This is a genomic window from Hymenobacter defluvii, assembly GCF_017589435.1.
In the GTDB taxonomy this organism is placed as follows: domain Bacteria; phylum Bacteroidota; class Bacteroidia; order Cytophagales; family Hymenobacteraceae; genus Hymenobacter; species Hymenobacter profundi.
The window spans coordinates 168,873-186,124 of the sequence record NZ_JAGETX010000007.1 but is presented as its reverse complement, the minus strand read 5'-3'; the positions used below and the strand labels follow the sequence as shown (position 1 = coordinate 186,124).

Genomic DNA, 17,252 nt, shown 5'->3' with positions numbered 1-17,252 from the left:
TATCGTCTAAAAAACTCGCATGAAACTCGCTTTTCTACCCTTGCTGCTGGCCGCTACTAGCGCCCTGGCGCAAGCCCCCGCTACCCTACCCCCGCGCAAACCCGGCAGCAACCCCATCATCCTCGAAAAATATACCGCTGACCCAGCCGCGCTGGTGCAGGGCAACACCGTGTACCTCTACACCGGCCACGATGAGGCTCCGCCCCAGCAGGAGCGCTACGTGATGCACGAATGGCTGTGCTACTCCTCTCAGGACATGGTGAACTGGAAGGAACACCCTTCGCCGCTGAACGTGAAGGAGTTTACCTGGGCTAAAGACGATGCCTGGGCCTCGCAGGTAATTGAGCGCAACGGCAAGTACTACTGGTATGCGGCCGTAGAGCACGGCACCATTCCAGGCAAAGCCATTGGGGTAGCCGTGGCCGATAGCCCGATTGGCCCGTTCAAAGATGCCCGTGGCTCGGCGCTGATTACCAACAACATGACGGAGAGCAAAATCTCCTGGGACGACATCGACCCTACCGTGTTCATCGACAAAAAAGGTCAGGCCTACCTGTTTTGGGGCAATACGGTGTGCCGCTACGCCAAGCTCAAGTCCAACATGACGGAGCTGGACGGCCCCATCCAAACCATTGAGGTGCCGCAGTTTACGGAGGCACCCTGGGTGCACGAACACAACGGCTGGTACTACTTGAGCTACGCCACTGGCTTCCCCGAAAAAATTGCCTATGCCATGAGCCGCAGCCTCACCGGGCCGTGGGAGTACAAGGGCATCCTGAACGAAATAGCCGGAAACTCCAACACCAACCACCAGGCTATCATCGATTTCAAGGGCAAATCGTACTTCATCTACCACAATGGCGGGGTGAATACCGGCGGCAGCAGCTACCACCGCTCCGTCTGCATCGACTACCTCTACTACAACAAAGACGGTACGCTTAAGCGCGTGCAAATGACTTCGGAAGGCGTGCAGCCAGCGAAGTAGAGTACACGGCAAACCTGTTAAGCAAAGCGTCGCGCAACAAGACGCCGCGCAACAGACCGTCATTTCGAGCTTGCCGAGGAATCTCGCGTGCTGCTGATAGGTAGTAACCTTTGTCAGCACGCGAGATTCCTCAGCAAGCTCGAAATGACGGTCTGCTTTTACATGCCTACCCTACCTACCGTGCGCCAACGGTAGACGCTTTGCTGGCTGCTTCAGTAGTCAGCGGTGTGCTGCTGATTTGTTGAAATGTGATGCCTTCTGCTGATCGTAATTTGATAGCTGTTAAGGGCTTATTGGCGAAAAAGATGCTGGTCATCACCGTTAGGCCCTGATCAGCGAACAGCTCCACGGAGGCCGCATCGAAGTAGAGCGTTAGCTCGGTGCCGACGGCCGTGCTCAGGCGCGGGGCCACGGCCCTACCCACGAACTTGGGACTGAAGCTGTTCTTGCCTGCCTTGCTGCGGTCGATGAAATACTGCTTGACAGCCTGGTCGTAGCCCAGTACCAGTTCCTCGCCGGCTGCGTTGCTCATCACCAACTCAAAGCTGGCTAGCTGCTTGGTGCTGAGCGTCAGGCGGTGCTTGTCGGTGGTGCTGTTGAGGCGGGCGGTGAGGTCGGTGGGCGCTTTGGCCGTTACGTTTTGCAGGGTAGTGGTTTTGCCTGTTATGTTCCGCAACTCGGCGGCCGGCTGCGAGGTGAGGTAAATTTCGCTACCCACCTGGCGCAGGCCCAGCTCGCGCGGGGTGGTCATGGCGCTGCGCCAGGGCGAGGTAGGCACCTGGTTGGCGTATTCCCAATTACTCATCCAGCCCATAAACAGGCGGCGGTTGCCGGTGTTGTTCCACGTCACGCCGGCGTACTCGTCGGGGCCGTAGTCGACCCATTTGGTTTTGTCGTTGAGAGGCATAAAGATTTTCCCATCAAACTGGCCCACAAAGTATTGCGTGGCCGATCCGCCGTTGGGTCCGCCGGGGTTCAGGTTCACGATGAGCACCCAGTACGTCTTGCCGTTGAGCGTAAGCGGAAATAGATCGGGGCACTCCCACACGCCGCCGTGGGCGCCCAGCTTTTCACCGAACTCACTGAGTTTGGTCCAGTCCTTAAGGTTTGGGGAGGAGTAGAACGTGATGCGATCCAGGGTAGCCAGAGTCATCACCCACTGCTTGGTGGCTTCGTGCCAACTCACTTTCGGGTCACGAAAATCCTTGATACCAGGATTTTTCAGAACCGGGTTCTGCGCGTACTTCTGCCAGGTTTTACCCCCATCAAGGCTATAGGCTAGGCTTTGATGCTGGTAGGTACTGGTGCCGGCCTTTTCGCCTTTGGGGTCGTGATGGGTGAAGATGGCTACCATAGCGTTCTTACCAAAACCTGCTGTGTTGTTGGCATCTACCACCGCCGAGCCCGAGAAGATATAGCCCAGACTATCGGGATACAGGGCAATAGGCTGCTCTTGCCAGCGCACCATATCGGGGCTGGTGGCGTGGCCCCAGTGCATGGGCCCCCATACCATCCCTTTGGGGTAGTACTGAAAGAACAAGTGATAGGTGCCCTGATAATACACCATCCCATTGGGGTCATTCATCCAGTGCGCGGCCGGCGTGAAGTGGTAGGCGGGGCGGTATTGTGGCGTGGCTAGCGGCACGGCGGCAGAATATGCTGGCGCAGCGGAAGCTGTGGCAGCGCTGGTCGTGGTTCTGGAATCGGAGCTGCACGCCGCCAAGCCGGCAAAGGCCAGCAATAGAAAGAGCGAGTATTTCATAAGCAGGTTTGGAGAGTGGGTGGGAACGAGCAAGCTACTCCGTGCGGGTTTTCAGCAGCGCCGCTACATCGGCCTCCCCAATGGCGGGAGTAGCACCCTGGAAGGTAGCCACCAGCGCCCCGGCGGCGCAGGCAAAGCGCAGCATAGTAGCCGGCTCGTCGCCGGCCAGCCAGCCTTTCAGCAGGGCAGCCAGAAAGGCATCGCCGCTCCCGATGGTGTCGCGCACTGTGATGGGTAGGCCGGGAGCACGGTAAAGCTGGCCGCCGGTGTAGAGCAACGCTCCTTCGGCGCCGCAGGTCACGCACACCGCCTGCAACTGGTAGTGCATGGCCAGCCACTGCATGGCGTCGGCGCGGTCCTGCCGGGTTTCCTGGCCCAGCCACTGCATCACTTCGGCCAGTTCGTGGTGGTTCAGCTTTACTAAGTTGGCTTTGCTGAGCAGATGCAGCGTGGTTTCCGGAGTATAGTGCGGGGGGCGCAGGTTCACATCGAACACACGGAAGCGGGCTTTTTCGAGCAGGCGGTACAGCGTCTCGCGGCTATCCTCCTGGCGGGCGGCCAGGCTGCCGTACACCAGCATATCGGCCCCGGCTACCAGGTCGGCCAGCTCCGTCTCGTATTGAATATAGTCCCAGGCCACGGGCTGCACAATCTTGTAAACCACCTCGTGGGCGTCGTCTACGTTGGCTTTCACTACCCCCGTCAGGTGCGTGTGGCTTTGCTGCACATGGGCCGTACTCAGGCCTTTCGATTTGATAAATGCCAGCAGTTCCCGGCCCAGTTCGTCGTCGCCCACGCGGCTGATGAGCTGCACGGGTTGCCCCAGCTGGTGCAGGTGCACGGCCACGTTGAAGGGCGCCCCACCCGGCTGCTGACCGGTAGGCAGAATATCCCAGAGAACTTCGCCGAAGCAGATAACAGTGCGCATGGTTGTGCTATAGAGAGTTAGAAATTGATGCGAAAAGAAGCCAGCCGGGTAGTTATCATTGTGTTGAAACGTTTCACTATATCTGCCCAAGCCGCTACCGTTTTGTTGTTAATGTAAAGAGAATACACCCGGCAAAACAACAAGCACTCACATTACGCATCACAACGCCCTCCTAGCACCAAAAACGCCCGGCCAAGTCGGCCGGGCGTTCTACCTTATAGACAGGTCGATGTTTGGGTTATTTCTTTTCGATTCGATACAACTTGGCACCGTGCCGCCGCACGTACGGCGCAAACTCGCCCGTCGCCGGTACCAGTTCCTGCCCCGACCACAAGTCGCGCACCGTGCAGGTGCCTGTGAGGCCCAATTCGCGCAACGACACCCGCACCTGTGCCGAGTCGGCGGGGGCGGGCTGGTAGGGGCTTTGGGTGAAGATCAGGAACTGCATGGTGCCGCCCGTGTTCTGCATGGCACCGGCCTGATCCAGTCCCACGCTACCCGTCAGGCGCGTCATGCCGGCCGGCACTTCGTATTCGATAATGGAGTTGGCGTGCGTGCCAATACCGCGCGCGTAGGTCTTCCCTCCTACCCCCAATTCTCCACCCGACACACTTTTATTGACGGTGGTTTTGCCCCAACCTGCCGATGCCGTTTTCCACGGCACGGCATTGAGGTCCAGCGTTTTGCCATTGCCAGTGAGGGTAGGCGCCAGCCAGTTGGCGTGGTCCCAGGCGCTGCCGTCGCCACCATCGCGCACGTTGAGGTAGAGCGTGCGGGCACCTTTCAGGTCCACATCCAGCGCTTTGCTCTGGCCGGGCGTCTGACGACTGATGGTGCCGCTGTTCCACGCGGCAGCACTGGCTGGCAGCAAGTCTTGGTCCTGGGCGTTGAAAACGGCCAGGTACTTCGCGCCGGTTTTCGGGTCGTCGGCGGTCCAGGCCACTAGGTCGTTGCGGCGGAATAGCTGGCGGTTGTTGGTGCTGGTGTTCAGCACATTCAATACCTCCTTGTTGGTCAGCAACGACAGCGTAAACGGGTCGTTGCTGGGCAGGTCGCCGCCAAACATCAGTGGAGAGCGGAAGATGCTCCACAGCGTCATCAGCGTATACTGCTCGTCGCGGGTGAAGCGCGTCATGCGGTCGTCGCCGCGCTCGGCCCTAATGCCCAGGCGGCCCATCGGCAGCATATCGGCATCGGGCCAGGCACCAGGCTGGCGGTAAGGATTCCAGCGGTTACACACGTCAAAATGCTCTTTCAGCTGCTCCCAGCTGTCCCAGAAGTCGCCCACGGTACGCCACATATTGGCATGCTGCTGAGCGTGCTTGGCGTTGGCAACGGGTGTTTCGCCCGGCGACATGCTCAGCACGATCTTCCTACCCGACTTGTCAATAGCCCGCCGGATCATCTCTATTTCCGGTGCGTGGTAGGGCTCCGAGAGGTCGTCTACCTTCACAAAATCCAGCCCCCAGCTGGCATAGAGCTTAAATAGGGAATCGTAATACTCCTGCGCACCGGCCCGGCCCGCCACCACCGTGTACATATCGTGCAGCCACGCGGCTTGCCCTTCCTTGGCGTAAATATCAGCCGCGGTGGCCTTGCTCCCTAGAATGGGTAGGCGGCGCTGCACAGCCACTACCGGCACGCCCCGCATGATGTGAATGCCAAATTTCAGTCCCTTGGCGTGCAGATAATCGCCCAGCGGCTTGAAGCCTTTGCCGCCCGCCGCCGATGGAAACCGGTTGACGGCCGGCACAAACCGCCCGTACTCGTCAATGTTGAAATCGGGGTCTTTCTCGTTGTAGCCGTGGGCTTTGTCGTTGCTCACGTACCAACGAATGTCCACTACCACATACTCCCAGCCGCTGCTTTTCAGATGTTGGGCCATGTAATCGGCGTTGGCCTTCACCTCGGCTTCGGTCACGGTAGGGCCGTAGCAGTCCCAGCTGTTCCAGCCCATGGGTGGGGTAGGCGCCCACTGATGGAAGTCGGAAGTAGGCGCTGTTTTCTGAGCGAAAGTCGCAGTGCTGCCAGTCAACAGCAAAGCAGTTAGGATACGTTTGGTGGAATGAATCACTAGGGCTGGTGGATTGCGGAAAGTAACAGATATACTGCGAGGAAAAAAGAAGGGGCCAGCATAAGATGCTGGCCCCTACCCTCTTTACTTTTTGCCAGGGATGCGCAACACCGTGAAGGAGTTGGGCGCCAGCGTGTAGCTTACTGCGCTACCCGAGCTTACCCGGAAGGTTTCCTCTTTAGGAGCCAGCTTCATGGGCTCTTTCAGACTGTTTTGCATCTGCAAATCGTTGCTAGCCATTACGATAGCCTTGCCGGTTTTCCCTACCTTCTTGGCTCCGGCCAGGTTCAGGGTCACGGGGCGGGCGGTGGTGGAGTAGTTGATGAGCTTTACTACCACGTCGCCAGCCGGGTCGTCAGTCACGGCACTCACGAACAGGTTGTCTTGGCCGTTTTTGGCGTTGCCGGGCAGCTGCACAGGCAGAATAGTGGTGCCTTTGTTGAGGCTAAATAGCTTCTGCACGTAGTAGCTGGGCGTGCCATAAGAGTTCAGGTTATCGAACCAAATCATGTCGGGCGTCCACTGCCACGCGTCTACGTGGGCAAACAGCGGCGCGTAGGACGCCATTTCCACTACCTCGCCGTTACGCTCCAGGCCCGTCATAAATGCAGCCTCAGAAATGGCGCAATCCCAGGTATTCTTGTTTTCGGGGCTGGCAATGGCTACACTTTGCGCGGCATACTCACCAGCGAAGATCTTGGGACCTGTGCGAGGGTAGTTGTCGTAGCGGCCCACATTTTGGCGGAACCACTCCGGCTTAGCGTAGTAGTGCTCGTCAATCAGGTCGGCCTTCAGCTCCCGAAACTGTGCGGTAGCGAATTTGAATCGCTCGTCTCCCGGATCGGGGCCAGAGCTGGCTACCAGCTGAATGTTTGGATACTTCGCTTTCAGTGCTTTTACGAATGGCTTGTAGCGCTCAATGTATTGCGGGCCCCACTGCTCGTTACCAGCGCCAATCATTTTCAGGTTGAAGGGCGCTGGGTGGCCCATGGCGGCGCGCTTGGCCCCCCAGGGGCTCGTCACGGGGCCATTGGCAAATTCCACCAAGTCCAGCGCATCCTGAATAAAGGTATCCAGGTCGATGTCGTCGGCGTGGTTGTGGGCTTCGGCGCCAGTTACTACAGCACTTGGGCCGCCGGGCGTCGTGGCGCTCAGGGGCGCCTGCTCGGCAGAGTTGAACTGGCAGGCCATTCCGATATTCAGGATGGGTAGGGGCTCGGCACCCAGGTCTTCGGCCAGCTGAAAATACTCGAAGAAGCCTAGCCCAAAGGACTGGTAGTAGTCGGGTGTATAGCGGTGCGTAAATTCGGTGTTCCAGCGGTTAATCAGCGAAGCGCGGGAGTTCACGTCGCCGATAGTTTCCTTCCACTGGTAGCGCTGGGCCAGCGTGCGGCCCTCCACGATGCAACCGCCGGGAAAGCGCAGGAAGCCAGGCTTCATGTCCTTCAGCAGCTGCACCAAGTCGGTGCGCAAGCCGTTGGGGCGCTTCATCCAAGTATCTTTCGGAAACACCGATACCACGTCCAGATCAGCGGTGCCGGCACCTTCCACGGTGATTTTCAGGTGCGCTTTGCCGCTGGTGGCACTGGGGCGCAACACGCCGGTATACTGCTTCCACTCGTTTGTGAGGCCGCCTACCTTGGTTTGAGCCAGGGCCTGTCCTTTCTCATCTTCCAGCGTCACGGTCAAGCCGCTGATGCTGCCGGGGCCGCGCCGCGCATACACCGAGAAGTTGTAGTCTTCGCCCTGCTTCACGCCCATGCCCCGGAAGCCCTCGTTGGTGAGGCCGGCATCGGGGCTATTGGTGCGAGCGGTCAGGCGCAGATAATGCGTGTTCGATTTGCTGATGGGCTGCTCGCTAAGCACGATATACTCGGTGAGGGCCGAGCCGCCTTTGATGGCCTTCCAGCCAATGAGTTTGTCGTCGGTTTCGAAGGATTTATTCTTCACCAGCTCCGGGTACAAGCCGCCGTCGGCCGCAAAGTTGATGTCCTCGAAGAACAGGCCGAACATATTCTTCGGCACTGGTGCTACCGGCTTATTGACCTGCACCGTAATCGTAGTCGGTGCTTGCGCAATCGATTGTGTGGCGCCAACAAAAAAAAGCCCGCCGAATAGGGCTGCTTTCGCGAGGCGAGAAAAAGAGTGAGTGGGAGTAGCAGTCATAGGTGTGAGTAAGGGTTAAGCAGAAGCTTTAGTTTCCTTGAAAGCGATATTACAACTTTTTTAGATACAAAAGCCCCGGCAATGCGACATTCTATAAAGAGAAATGTCGTTTCGCCGGGGCTTTATACAGCTAGGCGGAGTTTACCAAAACTTGACGTACAACGCCGTAATCATCAGCAAGGTAATGACAATCAGCGTCATGATGCTGGGGCTTACCCGGAACAGGCTCCGATCCAGGTGCAAAGCTTTCGGATTAATAACTGGACCGAGCAGGCTCATCCCAATCATCAGAGCAGCCGTGAAGGCAAACGAGAGGCCCATGCAAATCAGGAAGGGAATTTCGTAGCTGCCATGCCCATTGGGGAAGGCTGAATACAGAATGGTTTCGGGGCCGAATACGGATACGGCGTAGTTGTTGAAGAATACCGACAGGACAAAGCCCGCCAACATCCCGGCAATAGCAGCCTGGGCGGTGGTGCGCTTCCAGAACATCCCCAGTACAAACACAGCCACAATACCGGGCGAGATAAAGCCTGTGTACTTCTGAATGTAGGTGAAGCCGCCTTCACCACCAATACCCAGCAAGTCCTTCCAAGTGAGGCCGATAGCCATCACGGTAGCCGCCATCACCGTCAGGCGACCAATCCATACCAGTTGCTTCTCGTCGGCTTCGGGCTTTAGGTAGCGCTTGTAGATGTCGAGCGTGAAGATAGTAGAAATGGAGTTGGCCTTACCAGCCAGCGAGGCCACAATGGCAGCCGTGAGGGCCGCCAACGACAAGCCCTTCAGGCCGTTGGGTAGGAAAGTCAGGATGGCTGAGTAGGCGTTATCGGCGTTGAAGTTGCCACCGGGAGCCATTTCACCTTGCAGACCGCCGTTTTTGTGCAGCACGTAAGCGGCAATGCCGGGCAGCATCACAATCACGGGCATCAACAGCTTCAGCATACCGGCAAACAGGATACCGGTACGCGCCGTTTTCAGATCGGCACCCAGGGCGCGTTGCGTGATGTACTGGTTGCAACCCCAGTAGTTCAGGTTCACAATCCACTGACCAGCAGCGTACATGGCAATACCCGGCAGCATCAGGTACTTGTTGATCTCCACCTGCGGCGTGTCGGCCGTGGGCTTGTCAAACATCAAGTGGAAGTGGTCACCAGCATCGCTCATCATGGCGTTGAAACCAGCAACGGCATCGTGGCCCAGCCCAAACCGCTCGCTTACCAGCGTGAGGGCCAAGTAGGTAGTAGCCAGACCACCAACAATGAGCACGGCCACCTGGATTACGTCGGTATAGCCTACCACCTTCATGCCGCCAAGGGTGATGATTACCGCAAACACGGCTAGGGCTACCATAATCAGGTGGAAGCTTTCGCCACCGCCTACCAAGTTGCTGATGGCCAGCGCCCCGAGGTAGAGAATGGATGTGAGGTTGACCAGCACGTACAAGAACAGCCAGAAGATACTCATAATCAGGCTCAGAGTAGCGTTGTAGCGCTGCTCCAGAAACTGCGGCATGGTGTAAATCTTCTGCTTGAGGTAAATCGGCATGAAGAATACGGCTACCACAATCAGCGTAATAGCCGCCAACCACTCGTACGCTGCCACGGCCACCCCTACCTGGAACCCGTTGCCCGACATACCAATAAATTGCTCTGCCGAAATGTTGGAGGCAATCATCGACGCCCCGATAGCCCACCACGTGAGCGAACCCTCCGCTAGGAAGTAGTCCTGAGTGGTCATCTGAGCTTTCTGCTTGCTCTTGTAGACATAGAAGCCATAGGCCGCAATGCCCACTATGTAGAGCAGAAAGATGGATAAATCTAACGTGTTAAAGGTGTTCTGCATGCGGATTTAAAAACGGGTAGGAAAGTGAGTGAATAGCCGAGGGGCCTAACGCCCCCCGAAAGCTACTTCATTATAGCGTAATTCATTCTTGAAATTGCGCAATTTTGTATCGGCATCGATTACGAGAAACTCAATGCCAGCCATTTCCGCAAAATCTTCCAAGTACTCTACCGTCAGGTTTTGGCTGAAACCCGTGTGGTGAGCACCACCAGCCAGAATCCAGGCAGCTACGCCAGTAGCCATATCCGGCTTCACTTTCCAGAGCACGCGGGCTACGGGCAGGTTGGGCAGTTCGTGCTCGGGCGCTACGGCTTCTACTTCGTTTACAATCATGCGGAAGCGGTTGCCCATATCCACGATGGTCGCGTTCAGGCCTTCGCCGGCGGGGCAGTTGAATACCAGGCGCACGGGGTCGGCTTTGCCGCCAATGCCTAGCGGATGAATCTCGGCGCGCACCTTACCCTCCGCAATGGTAGGGCAGATTTCGAGCATGTGCGAGCCCAGCACCTGGTTGTTGCCGGGTGCGAAGTGGTAGGTGTAATCTTCCATAAAGGAGTTGCCGCCGGGTAGGCCGGCGCCCATCACTTTCATGGCGCGCACCAGGGCCGAAGTCTTCCAGTCGCCCTCGCCGCCGAAGCCGTAGCCCTCGGCCATTAGGCGCTGGGTAGCAATGCCGGGCAATTGGGCCATGCCGTGGAGGTCCTCGAAAGTATCGGTGAAGCCTTTCGCCTTCTTATCCTGCAAGAACTGGCGCATTCCGGCCTCAATCTTAGCCGCTTCGCGCAGGCTCTCGCGCTGGCTGCCGCCTTCTTTTAGCGTATCAGCCAGCTCGTATTCGCGCTCGTAGGTAGCCAGCAGCTCGTCAATCTGGGCGTCGGTCACGGCATTTACTACCGCTACCAAGTCGCCGATGCCGTAGGTGTTCACGGAGTAGCCAAACTTGATTTCGGCTTCTACCTTGTCGCCTTCGGTTACGGCTACGTAGCGCATGTTGTCGCCGAAGCGCACGAACGCGCCGCCCTGCCAGTCGGCCCAGGCGCAGGCCACACGGCTCCACACGCTCAGTTGGCGCTGCGTTTCCTCGGCTTCCCAGTGTCCCACAATCACCTTGCGCTTCACACCCATGCGGGCCGTGATGAACCCAAACTCCCGGTCGCCGTGCGCCGACTGGTTGGTGTTCATGAAGTCCATGTCAATCTCACCCCACGGAATGTCGCGGTTGAACTGGGTATGCAGGTGGGCCAGTGGCTTCTTCAGAATTTTCAAGCCGTTGATCCACATTTTGGCCGGCGAGAACGTATGCATCCAGGCAATCAGGCCCACGCAGTTTTCGGCTACGTTGGCTTCCTGGATGAGCTGGTAAATTTCCTCTGGCGTCTTCAGAATAGGTTTGAAGACGATTTTGATGGGCAGCTTGGTATCCAGCTCAGCGGCAATTTGCTGGGAGTGCGCGGCCACCTGCTCTAGCGTTTCGGGGCCGTAGAGGTGCTGGGTGCCGGTGATGAACCAGGCTTCGTATTGTTTGAGGTCAAGCATTGTTTTTAGCTGTTAGCTATTAGCTGTTGGCTGATAGCTTTTAAAGGTTGAAAGCGACGTAATAGAATGGGCAAAAACGGGCGAAAAGCTATCAGCCAACAGCCAATAGCTAACAGCTCCATTTTTAGCTCTGTCCGTAGTAGGAGTTTGCACCGTGCTTGCGCTCATAGTGCTTTTTGATGAGAGAGTCTTTCAGGCGGGGCACGTCGGGGCGGAGGGTGCTGCTGAGGTAGGCCATGCGGGCCACTTCTTCCAGCACAGCGCTATTGTACACGGCTTTTTCCACGGTTTTGCCCCACGTGAAGGGCGCGTGGTTGCTAAGCAGCACCATTTCTACCTCCGTAGGCGTCAGACCACGCCGTTGAAATTCGTTGATGATCTGCCAGCCCGTTTGGTGCTCATAGTCACCGGCAATCATGGCATCTTCCATGGGTGGAGCGCAGGGCACGTCGGCGGTGAGGTGGTCGGCGTGGGTGGTGCCTAGCACCGGAATATCCAGCTGAGCCTGGGCCCAGGCCGTGGCATAGGTGGAGTGCGTGTGCACAATGCCACCAATTTGCTCCCAGTGGCTGTAGAGCACAGCGTGGGTCTTGGTGTCCGACGACGGCCGCTTCTCCCCTTCCACAATCTTATTGGCGAAGTCAACAATCACGATGTCCTCGGGCCGGAGCGTGTCGTAGGGCACGCCACTGGGCTTGATGGCAAACACCCGGTTTTCGCGGTCGACTACGCTGGCGTTGCCAAAGGTGAAGAGCACCAACCCCAGCTTGGGGAGCTGCATGTTGGCATCGTAGCAGGCTTGCTTTAGGTCTTGGTACTGACTCATGCGGTAGCAGTGGCCGTTTCTGCGGCCTGTTTGTCGCCCAGGGTAGCCGTTTCTACGAACTGCCCAAAGGCCTGGTATTTCTTGTAACGAGTGGCGTAGTCGGCCACGCGGTCGGGCTGGGGCGTGTAGGTTTCGGCAAAGCCGCTACCCATTGCGCGCTGTGCTGTGAGCACATCGGGGTGGACGCCAGCCGCTACGGCGGCGTACATGGCTGCGCCTAGAGCCGGGGCCTGCTCAGAGGTAGCAATCTTAATGGGGCGATCAAGCACGTCAGCCAGCGTCTGCATGGCAAAGCGCGACTTCTTGGCCACGCCGCCAATGCCAATCACCTGCTTAATCGGAATCCCTTCGCTCTCGAAGCGCTCCACAATTTGTTTGGAGCCGTAGCAAATGGCTTCTACCAACGCCCGGAACACCTGCGGCGCCCCCGAGCCCATGGTCAGACCCATGATGGCACCTTTCAGCGCTTGGTTGGCGTCGGGCGTGCGGCGGCCGTTCACCCAGTCCAGCGCCAATACGGCCGACTCTTCGGGGTCAATTTTTTCAGCGGCTGCGGTGAGCTCCACAATCAGGTTGCCGCGCATCTCCTCCCGCAGCGCCTCCATCTGTTCCGATGAAATCACCGTGGATTTGGGCAGCATGGTACGTAGGGGCCAGTCGATGATCTGCGTGAACCATGCCAGCAGGTCGCCAAAGGCCGATTGGCCAGCCTCCAGGCCCAGCATGCCGGGGATTACGGAGCCATCTACCTGGCCGCAAATGCCCTGCACTAGCTTGTCGCCTACCTCGGCGGTGGGCGCTACCACAATGTCGCAGGTGCTGGTGCCCATCACCTTCACCATAGAGTAGGCTTCAATCTCGCCGGCCACGGCGCCCGCATGGGCATCAAACGAGCCCACGGCTACTACGGTGTCGGTGGTGAGGCCCAGACGCTCGGCCCATTCGGCGGAAAGGTTGCCGGCTACCTGGTCGGCGGTATAGGTTTCCTCAAACAATCGGTTGCGTAAACCAGCCAACTTAGGTTCCAGTAGCGTTAGAAACTCCTCGGAAGGTAGGCCGCCCCAGCTCTCGTGCCACATGGCCTTATGGCCGGCGGCGCAGCGGCTGCGCTTGAACGTGGCTAGGTCCTGTCCGGTGAGTAGCAATGTCATCCAGTCGCAATGCTCCATCCAGGAGTAGGCGGCCTGGGCCACGGCTTCGTCTTCGCGCACTACGTGGGCAATCTTGGCCCAAAACCATTCCGAGGAATAGATGCCACCCTCAAACTGCGTGTAGTCGGGGCCACCCCAGGTGCGGGCTTTCTCGTTGACTTCGGCGGCTTCGGCCAGGGCCGTGTGGTCTTTCCAGAGCACAAACATGGCGTTGGGGTTCTCCTCGAAGCCGGGCGTGAGGGCCAGCGCTACCCCCTGCTCATTCACGGCACCAGGGGTAGAGCCGGTGGTATCAATGGCAATGCCTTTGATTTGCTCGGCCGGCACCTGCTGGGCTACCTGGCGCACGGTGGCTTCCAAGCCCTCAATATAATCGAGGGGATGCTGGCGGAACTGGTTTTTCTGGGGGTTGCAGTAGGCACCCTGCTTCCAGCGGGGATAGTAATGCACGGCCTGAGCTACCTCGTCGCCGGTATGGGCATTCACGAGGAGGGCGCGAACCGAGTCGGTGCCATAGTCAAGACCGATGACGTAGGCAGGATGGTCAGTCATGAGGTAATTGTTGATTGCGTACTAGACTAGAGAAAACCAGCACGTCATTTCGACCAGCAGGAGAAATCTCGCGTGCTCCCGGTAATTTCCTGACGTATAATTAGCGCTGCACGCGAGATTTCTCCCGTCGGTCGAAATGACGTGCTGGATGCGACGTTCTGGCGGGCGGCGGCAAGCCGACCCTACTGGCGTCTACTTGCGCACCCCGAACTTGAAGATGGTAGTTGATTGTAGTGTGTCGCCGGGCTTCAGCGTGGTGCTGGGGAAAGCCGACTGGTTAGGCGAATCGGGGAAGTGCTGAGTTTCGAGGCAGAAACCAGCATTTTTGCCGTACACCGTGTTGCTTTTGCCGGTAAGGGTGCCGTCGAGGAAGTTGCCGGTGTAGAATTGCACACCCGGCTCGGTGGTGGTTACTTCCAGCGTGCGGCCTGTGGTGGGCTCGTATACTGAGGCGGCCTGGTGCATGCCACTGGGGTTGTTCAACGCCCAGTTGTGGTCGTAGCCGCCGGGCACCTGCGCAATACGCTCCCCAATGGCGTGAGGGGTAGTAAAGTCGAAGGGCGTACCCTTCACCGGGCGCAGCTCGCCCGTGGGAATCAACTGGTCGTTCACTACGGTGTAGCGGTCGGCCGGAATCATTACCTGGTGAGCCAGTACGTCCTTGCTCTGCCCCAGCGCCAGGTTGAAGTAGCTGTGGTTGGTGAGGTTCACAGGGGTAGCCTTGTCGGTGGTAGCAGAATAGTCAATTTTCAGCTCGTCGTTGTCGGTGAGCGTGTACACTACCGTGACCTGCAAGTTGCCGGGGAAACCTTCTTCACCGTCCTTGCTTAGGTACGTCAGCGTGAGCGTCTGGCCATCGGCCGAGGAGCCCGGCTTAGCTTCCCATAGCACCTTATCAAACCCTTTCTTGCCGCCATGCAGCGTGTTCTGCCCATTGTTCTGGGGTAGGGAATACGTCTGGCCGTCCAGCGTGAACTTGCCGCCTTTAATGCGGTTGCCGTAGCGTCCTATCAGCGCTCCAAAGTAGGGCCCCGATTTCAAAAACTCTGGGCTCTGGTACCCGCTCACGTTGTCGAAACCCAGCACAATGTCGCCCATCTTGCCGTCTTTGTCGGGTACCATCAGGCTGGTGATGGTACCACCGTAGTTGCTGATGTCTACCTTCAGGCCGTGGGCGTTGGTGAGGGTGTAGAGCTGGGCTTCGGTGCCCTCGGTGGTTTTGCCGAAGGAAGTGGAGGCGGGCATGGCAGTGGCAGCGGTTTGGGTGGAGTCGGCAGCGGCAGCCGTGGTGGCGCCGGTTTCGGTGGTAGTAGGGTTTTGATTACAGGCAGCCAGCAGCAAAGTTGCGAACAGGCCGCTGGCGAGGTAGCCAGCACGGCAAGGGTGTATCATTAGTTGGAAACGGTGTGATAAGGTGAACGGACAGAGATGAATGAAAACGTTTGCACAGAGAAAACCAAGCGAACAGGCGAAATACACTGTTTACTTTTCGCAAAGTAGCTCACCCTATTTTATTAACCATCCTGCTATGCTCTGTATGAAGGCAATAATCACGTAATGCTTGGATTACAAACCAGTATTAAATTCTAAGGGCTGTTTTCGGGTGTAAAGTAGAAATTATTATGCATCCACACAATCGTTTGTGTTTCTGAATATCCGAAACAAGGATGATATAGAGTCTAATAAGTGTGCGAACAGGGCTACTCCACGCCATAATAGCACATCATGCTATAACTGTAACAGCTATAACTGTAACAGAAAATTGTCTTAATCCTACACTGAATCAAGGCTATCCTATAACCTGTGTTGCCAGTAGCCTTGATTCAGTGTAGGTGATAAGCGCACGAACTATTGCTAGAGAATCCAGCCTTCTCACTATTTCTTTTTCCCCCAAACAGCTACGCCAGTAGTGGTTAGCCCTGAGAAGACTATCGTTGCTTTCTTATTTTCCCAATCTCTACCCTTTTGCACATATACTTTAGCAGTGTTTCCATTACTCCATTTCAAATCCAGCCAAGGGGCAGAATACGTCCAGGTGTTGGCGGCTGCGCCGTTGAACGAGCCATCAGCAGCTAACTGCAACGGTACGGACGTCTGAAAATCAGGAGAGGTCTGCTCCCGCTCATACCCCGGTACTACCCGGTAGTTGAGCGTAATCTGCTCCCACTCTCCCAGTATGTCGGCTTGCGCTACAGTGCTGTTGTCCTCACCGGCATAGCGCTCAGGCGACACCACCGGCCAACCCGACGGTGTCCAGAATATTTTGCGCACATGCAGATCCATAAAGTAAGGGTCTACTCCGGGCCGGCCTTGATGCGCCATGTAGTACTGCCCATTGTCTTCAAATACACCACAGTGTGCAGTGCCCTGCCAGCCGCCATGACCAGAAAACTGGTAGGGAGCCAGAATCATAGGCCCATTGTCCTGCGCCAGATTGATGTCTTGCCCATTGAAATCCAGGAACGGGCCATCGGGCGAGTCGGCCCTACCCACGCGCACGTTGTATTTTGTCAGCAGCCAATCGTAGGAGATGAAGAGGTAGTATTTCTTCTGCTCCTTATTATAGATGATTTCCGGCGCCTCAATGTTGCCGTTGATTTGACCACCGGTATACCCGCGCTCAGCCACGCGCACGCCTTTGTCGTTGGCAGTCTGTGCCAGGCCAGTCGTTGCATCTAGCTTGAGCATGTGAATACCGTCAAATGCCGAGCCATAGTACATGCGGTGCTGCCCCTGCTGGTCTACCAAGACTGTTGGGTCAATGGCATTCGTCATAGGAGTAGTCGTATTGCTGGAGCTTACAACTATTCCCTTCTCTGTCCAAGGACCTTGTGGTGAAGTGGACGTAGCCAAGCCAATCACGCTCAGCTTGAACACATTAGAAGCCAGCGAGTAGTAGAGGCGATACTCATTATTCACCTTCAGCACGTAGGGTGCCCATAGCAAGCGGTTGGGCGTACCACCATTCTGCCGGATAAAGGTAGTGCCCATGGCTGGCGCTTCCTTGAAAGCCCATCCTACGAACTCCCACTTGATAAGGTCTTTAGAACGACGCACCTGAATACCAGGTATCAGTGCAGCGTCAGAAATGCCGTAGCCTACGTCGGTACTGTAACAGTAGTAATAATCATCTGCTTTGATAATAGCGGGGTCGTGCACGTTGTAAGGTCCCCAGAAGGGGGCACTAGTCAGCGGCGCTACTCCTGCATAAGTATCCGTAATAGAGTTGATATCAAACGCAGGCACTGTGGGCGGCGCAGGGGTAGGCGTAGGGGCCACTGGGTCCGCTTCGTCCTTCTGGCATGCGCTTACACTTAATAGTAACAGCAGCAGGCTACCCAAATAAGCTTTTTTATTCTTCATGGCTCAAGCAATACGTTGACTAGTCGCGGAGTATTTAGTAGTGCAGAAGGAGCAGTTGCACAAA

11 protein-coding genes are annotated in these 17,252 nt (G+C 57.0%); 1 reads left to right on the top strand and 10 read right to left on the bottom strand.

Annotated elements, in window-relative coordinates; all coding sequences use genetic code 11:
- Nucleotides 1-19 precede the first annotated feature (19 nt).
- A complete protein-coding gene (locus J4D97_RS14100; protein ID WP_208308101.1) occupies nucleotides 20-985 on the top strand; it encodes a glycoside hydrolase family 43 protein in 966 nt (321 codons plus the stop codon).
- Between the two features lie 175 nt (nucleotides 986-1,160).
- Here J4D97_RS14100 and J4D97_RS14095 read toward each other — a convergent pair whose 3' ends face one another.
- The 10 genes from J4D97_RS14095 to J4D97_RS14050 form a co-directional block, all read right to left on the bottom strand.
- Complete coding sequence (locus tag J4D97_RS14095) at nucleotides 1,161-2,747, bottom strand: glycoside hydrolase family 32 protein (protein ID WP_208308100.1); 1,587 nt, start codon at nucleotides 2,745-2,747, stop codon at nucleotides 1,161-1,163.
- A gap of 34 nt (nucleotides 2,748-2,781) precedes the next feature.
- On the bottom strand, nucleotides 2,782-3,675 hold the full coding sequence (locus J4D97_RS14090) for a carbohydrate kinase family protein (protein WP_208308099.1): 894 nt from the start codon (nucleotides 3,673-3,675) through the stop codon (nucleotides 2,782-2,784).
- A 238-nt stretch (nucleotides 3,676-3,913) separates the two neighbouring features.
- The gene (locus tag J4D97_RS14085; protein ID WP_208308098.1) at nucleotides 3,914-5,749 is read right to left on the bottom strand and encodes an NPCBM/NEW2 domain-containing protein; all 1,836 of its coding nucleotides are present in this window, start codon (nucleotides 5,747-5,749) and stop codon (nucleotides 3,914-3,916) included.
- 84 nt (nucleotides 5,750-5,833) lie between these two features.
- Entirely contained in the window at nucleotides 5,834-7,915 is a 2,082-nt protein-coding gene (locus J4D97_RS14080; RefSeq protein WP_208308097.1) for an alpha-L-arabinofuranosidase C-terminal domain-containing protein, read from the bottom strand.
- Between the two features lie 141 nt (nucleotides 7,916-8,056).
- Nucleotides 8,057-9,760, bottom strand: coding sequence for a sodium:solute symporter family transporter (locus J4D97_RS14075; protein WP_208308096.1), 1,704 nt, complete (start codon nucleotides 9,758-9,760; stop codon nucleotides 8,057-8,059).
- Nucleotides 9,761-9,805: 45 nt separating this feature from the next.
- Nucleotides 9,806-11,296, bottom strand: a complete 1,491-nt coding sequence (gene araA / locus J4D97_RS14070; protein WP_208308095.1) for an L-arabinose isomerase — start codon at nucleotides 11,294-11,296, stop codon at nucleotides 9,806-9,808.
- A gap of 124 nt (nucleotides 11,297-11,420) precedes the next feature.
- Nucleotides 11,421-12,122, bottom strand: coding sequence for an L-ribulose-5-phosphate 4-epimerase (locus tag J4D97_RS14065; protein ID WP_185282942.1), 702 nt, complete (start codon nucleotides 12,120-12,122; stop codon nucleotides 11,421-11,423).
- Nucleotides 12,119-13,825: a ribulokinase gene (locus J4D97_RS14060; RefSeq protein WP_208308094.1), complete on the bottom strand. Its 1,707-nt coding sequence runs from the start codon at nucleotides 13,823-13,825 to the stop codon at nucleotides 12,119-12,121. Before J4D97_RS14060 ends, J4D97_RS14065 begins: the two co-directional genes overlap by 4 nt.
- Before the next feature lie 192 nt (nucleotides 13,826-14,017).
- Nucleotides 14,018-15,217 carry an aldose epimerase family protein gene (locus J4D97_RS14055; RefSeq protein ID WP_243900314.1) on the bottom strand — a complete coding sequence of 400 codons (1,200 nt, stop codon included), beginning with the start codon at nucleotides 15,215-15,217 and terminating at the stop codon, nucleotides 14,018-14,020.
- A gap of 483 nt (nucleotides 15,218-15,700) precedes the next feature.
- On the bottom strand, nucleotides 15,701-17,188 hold the full coding sequence (locus J4D97_RS14050) for an arabinan endo-1,5-alpha-L-arabinosidase (RefSeq protein WP_208308093.1): 1,488 nt from the start codon (nucleotides 17,186-17,188) through the stop codon (nucleotides 15,701-15,703).
- Nucleotides 17,189-17,252 lie beyond the last annotated feature (64 nt).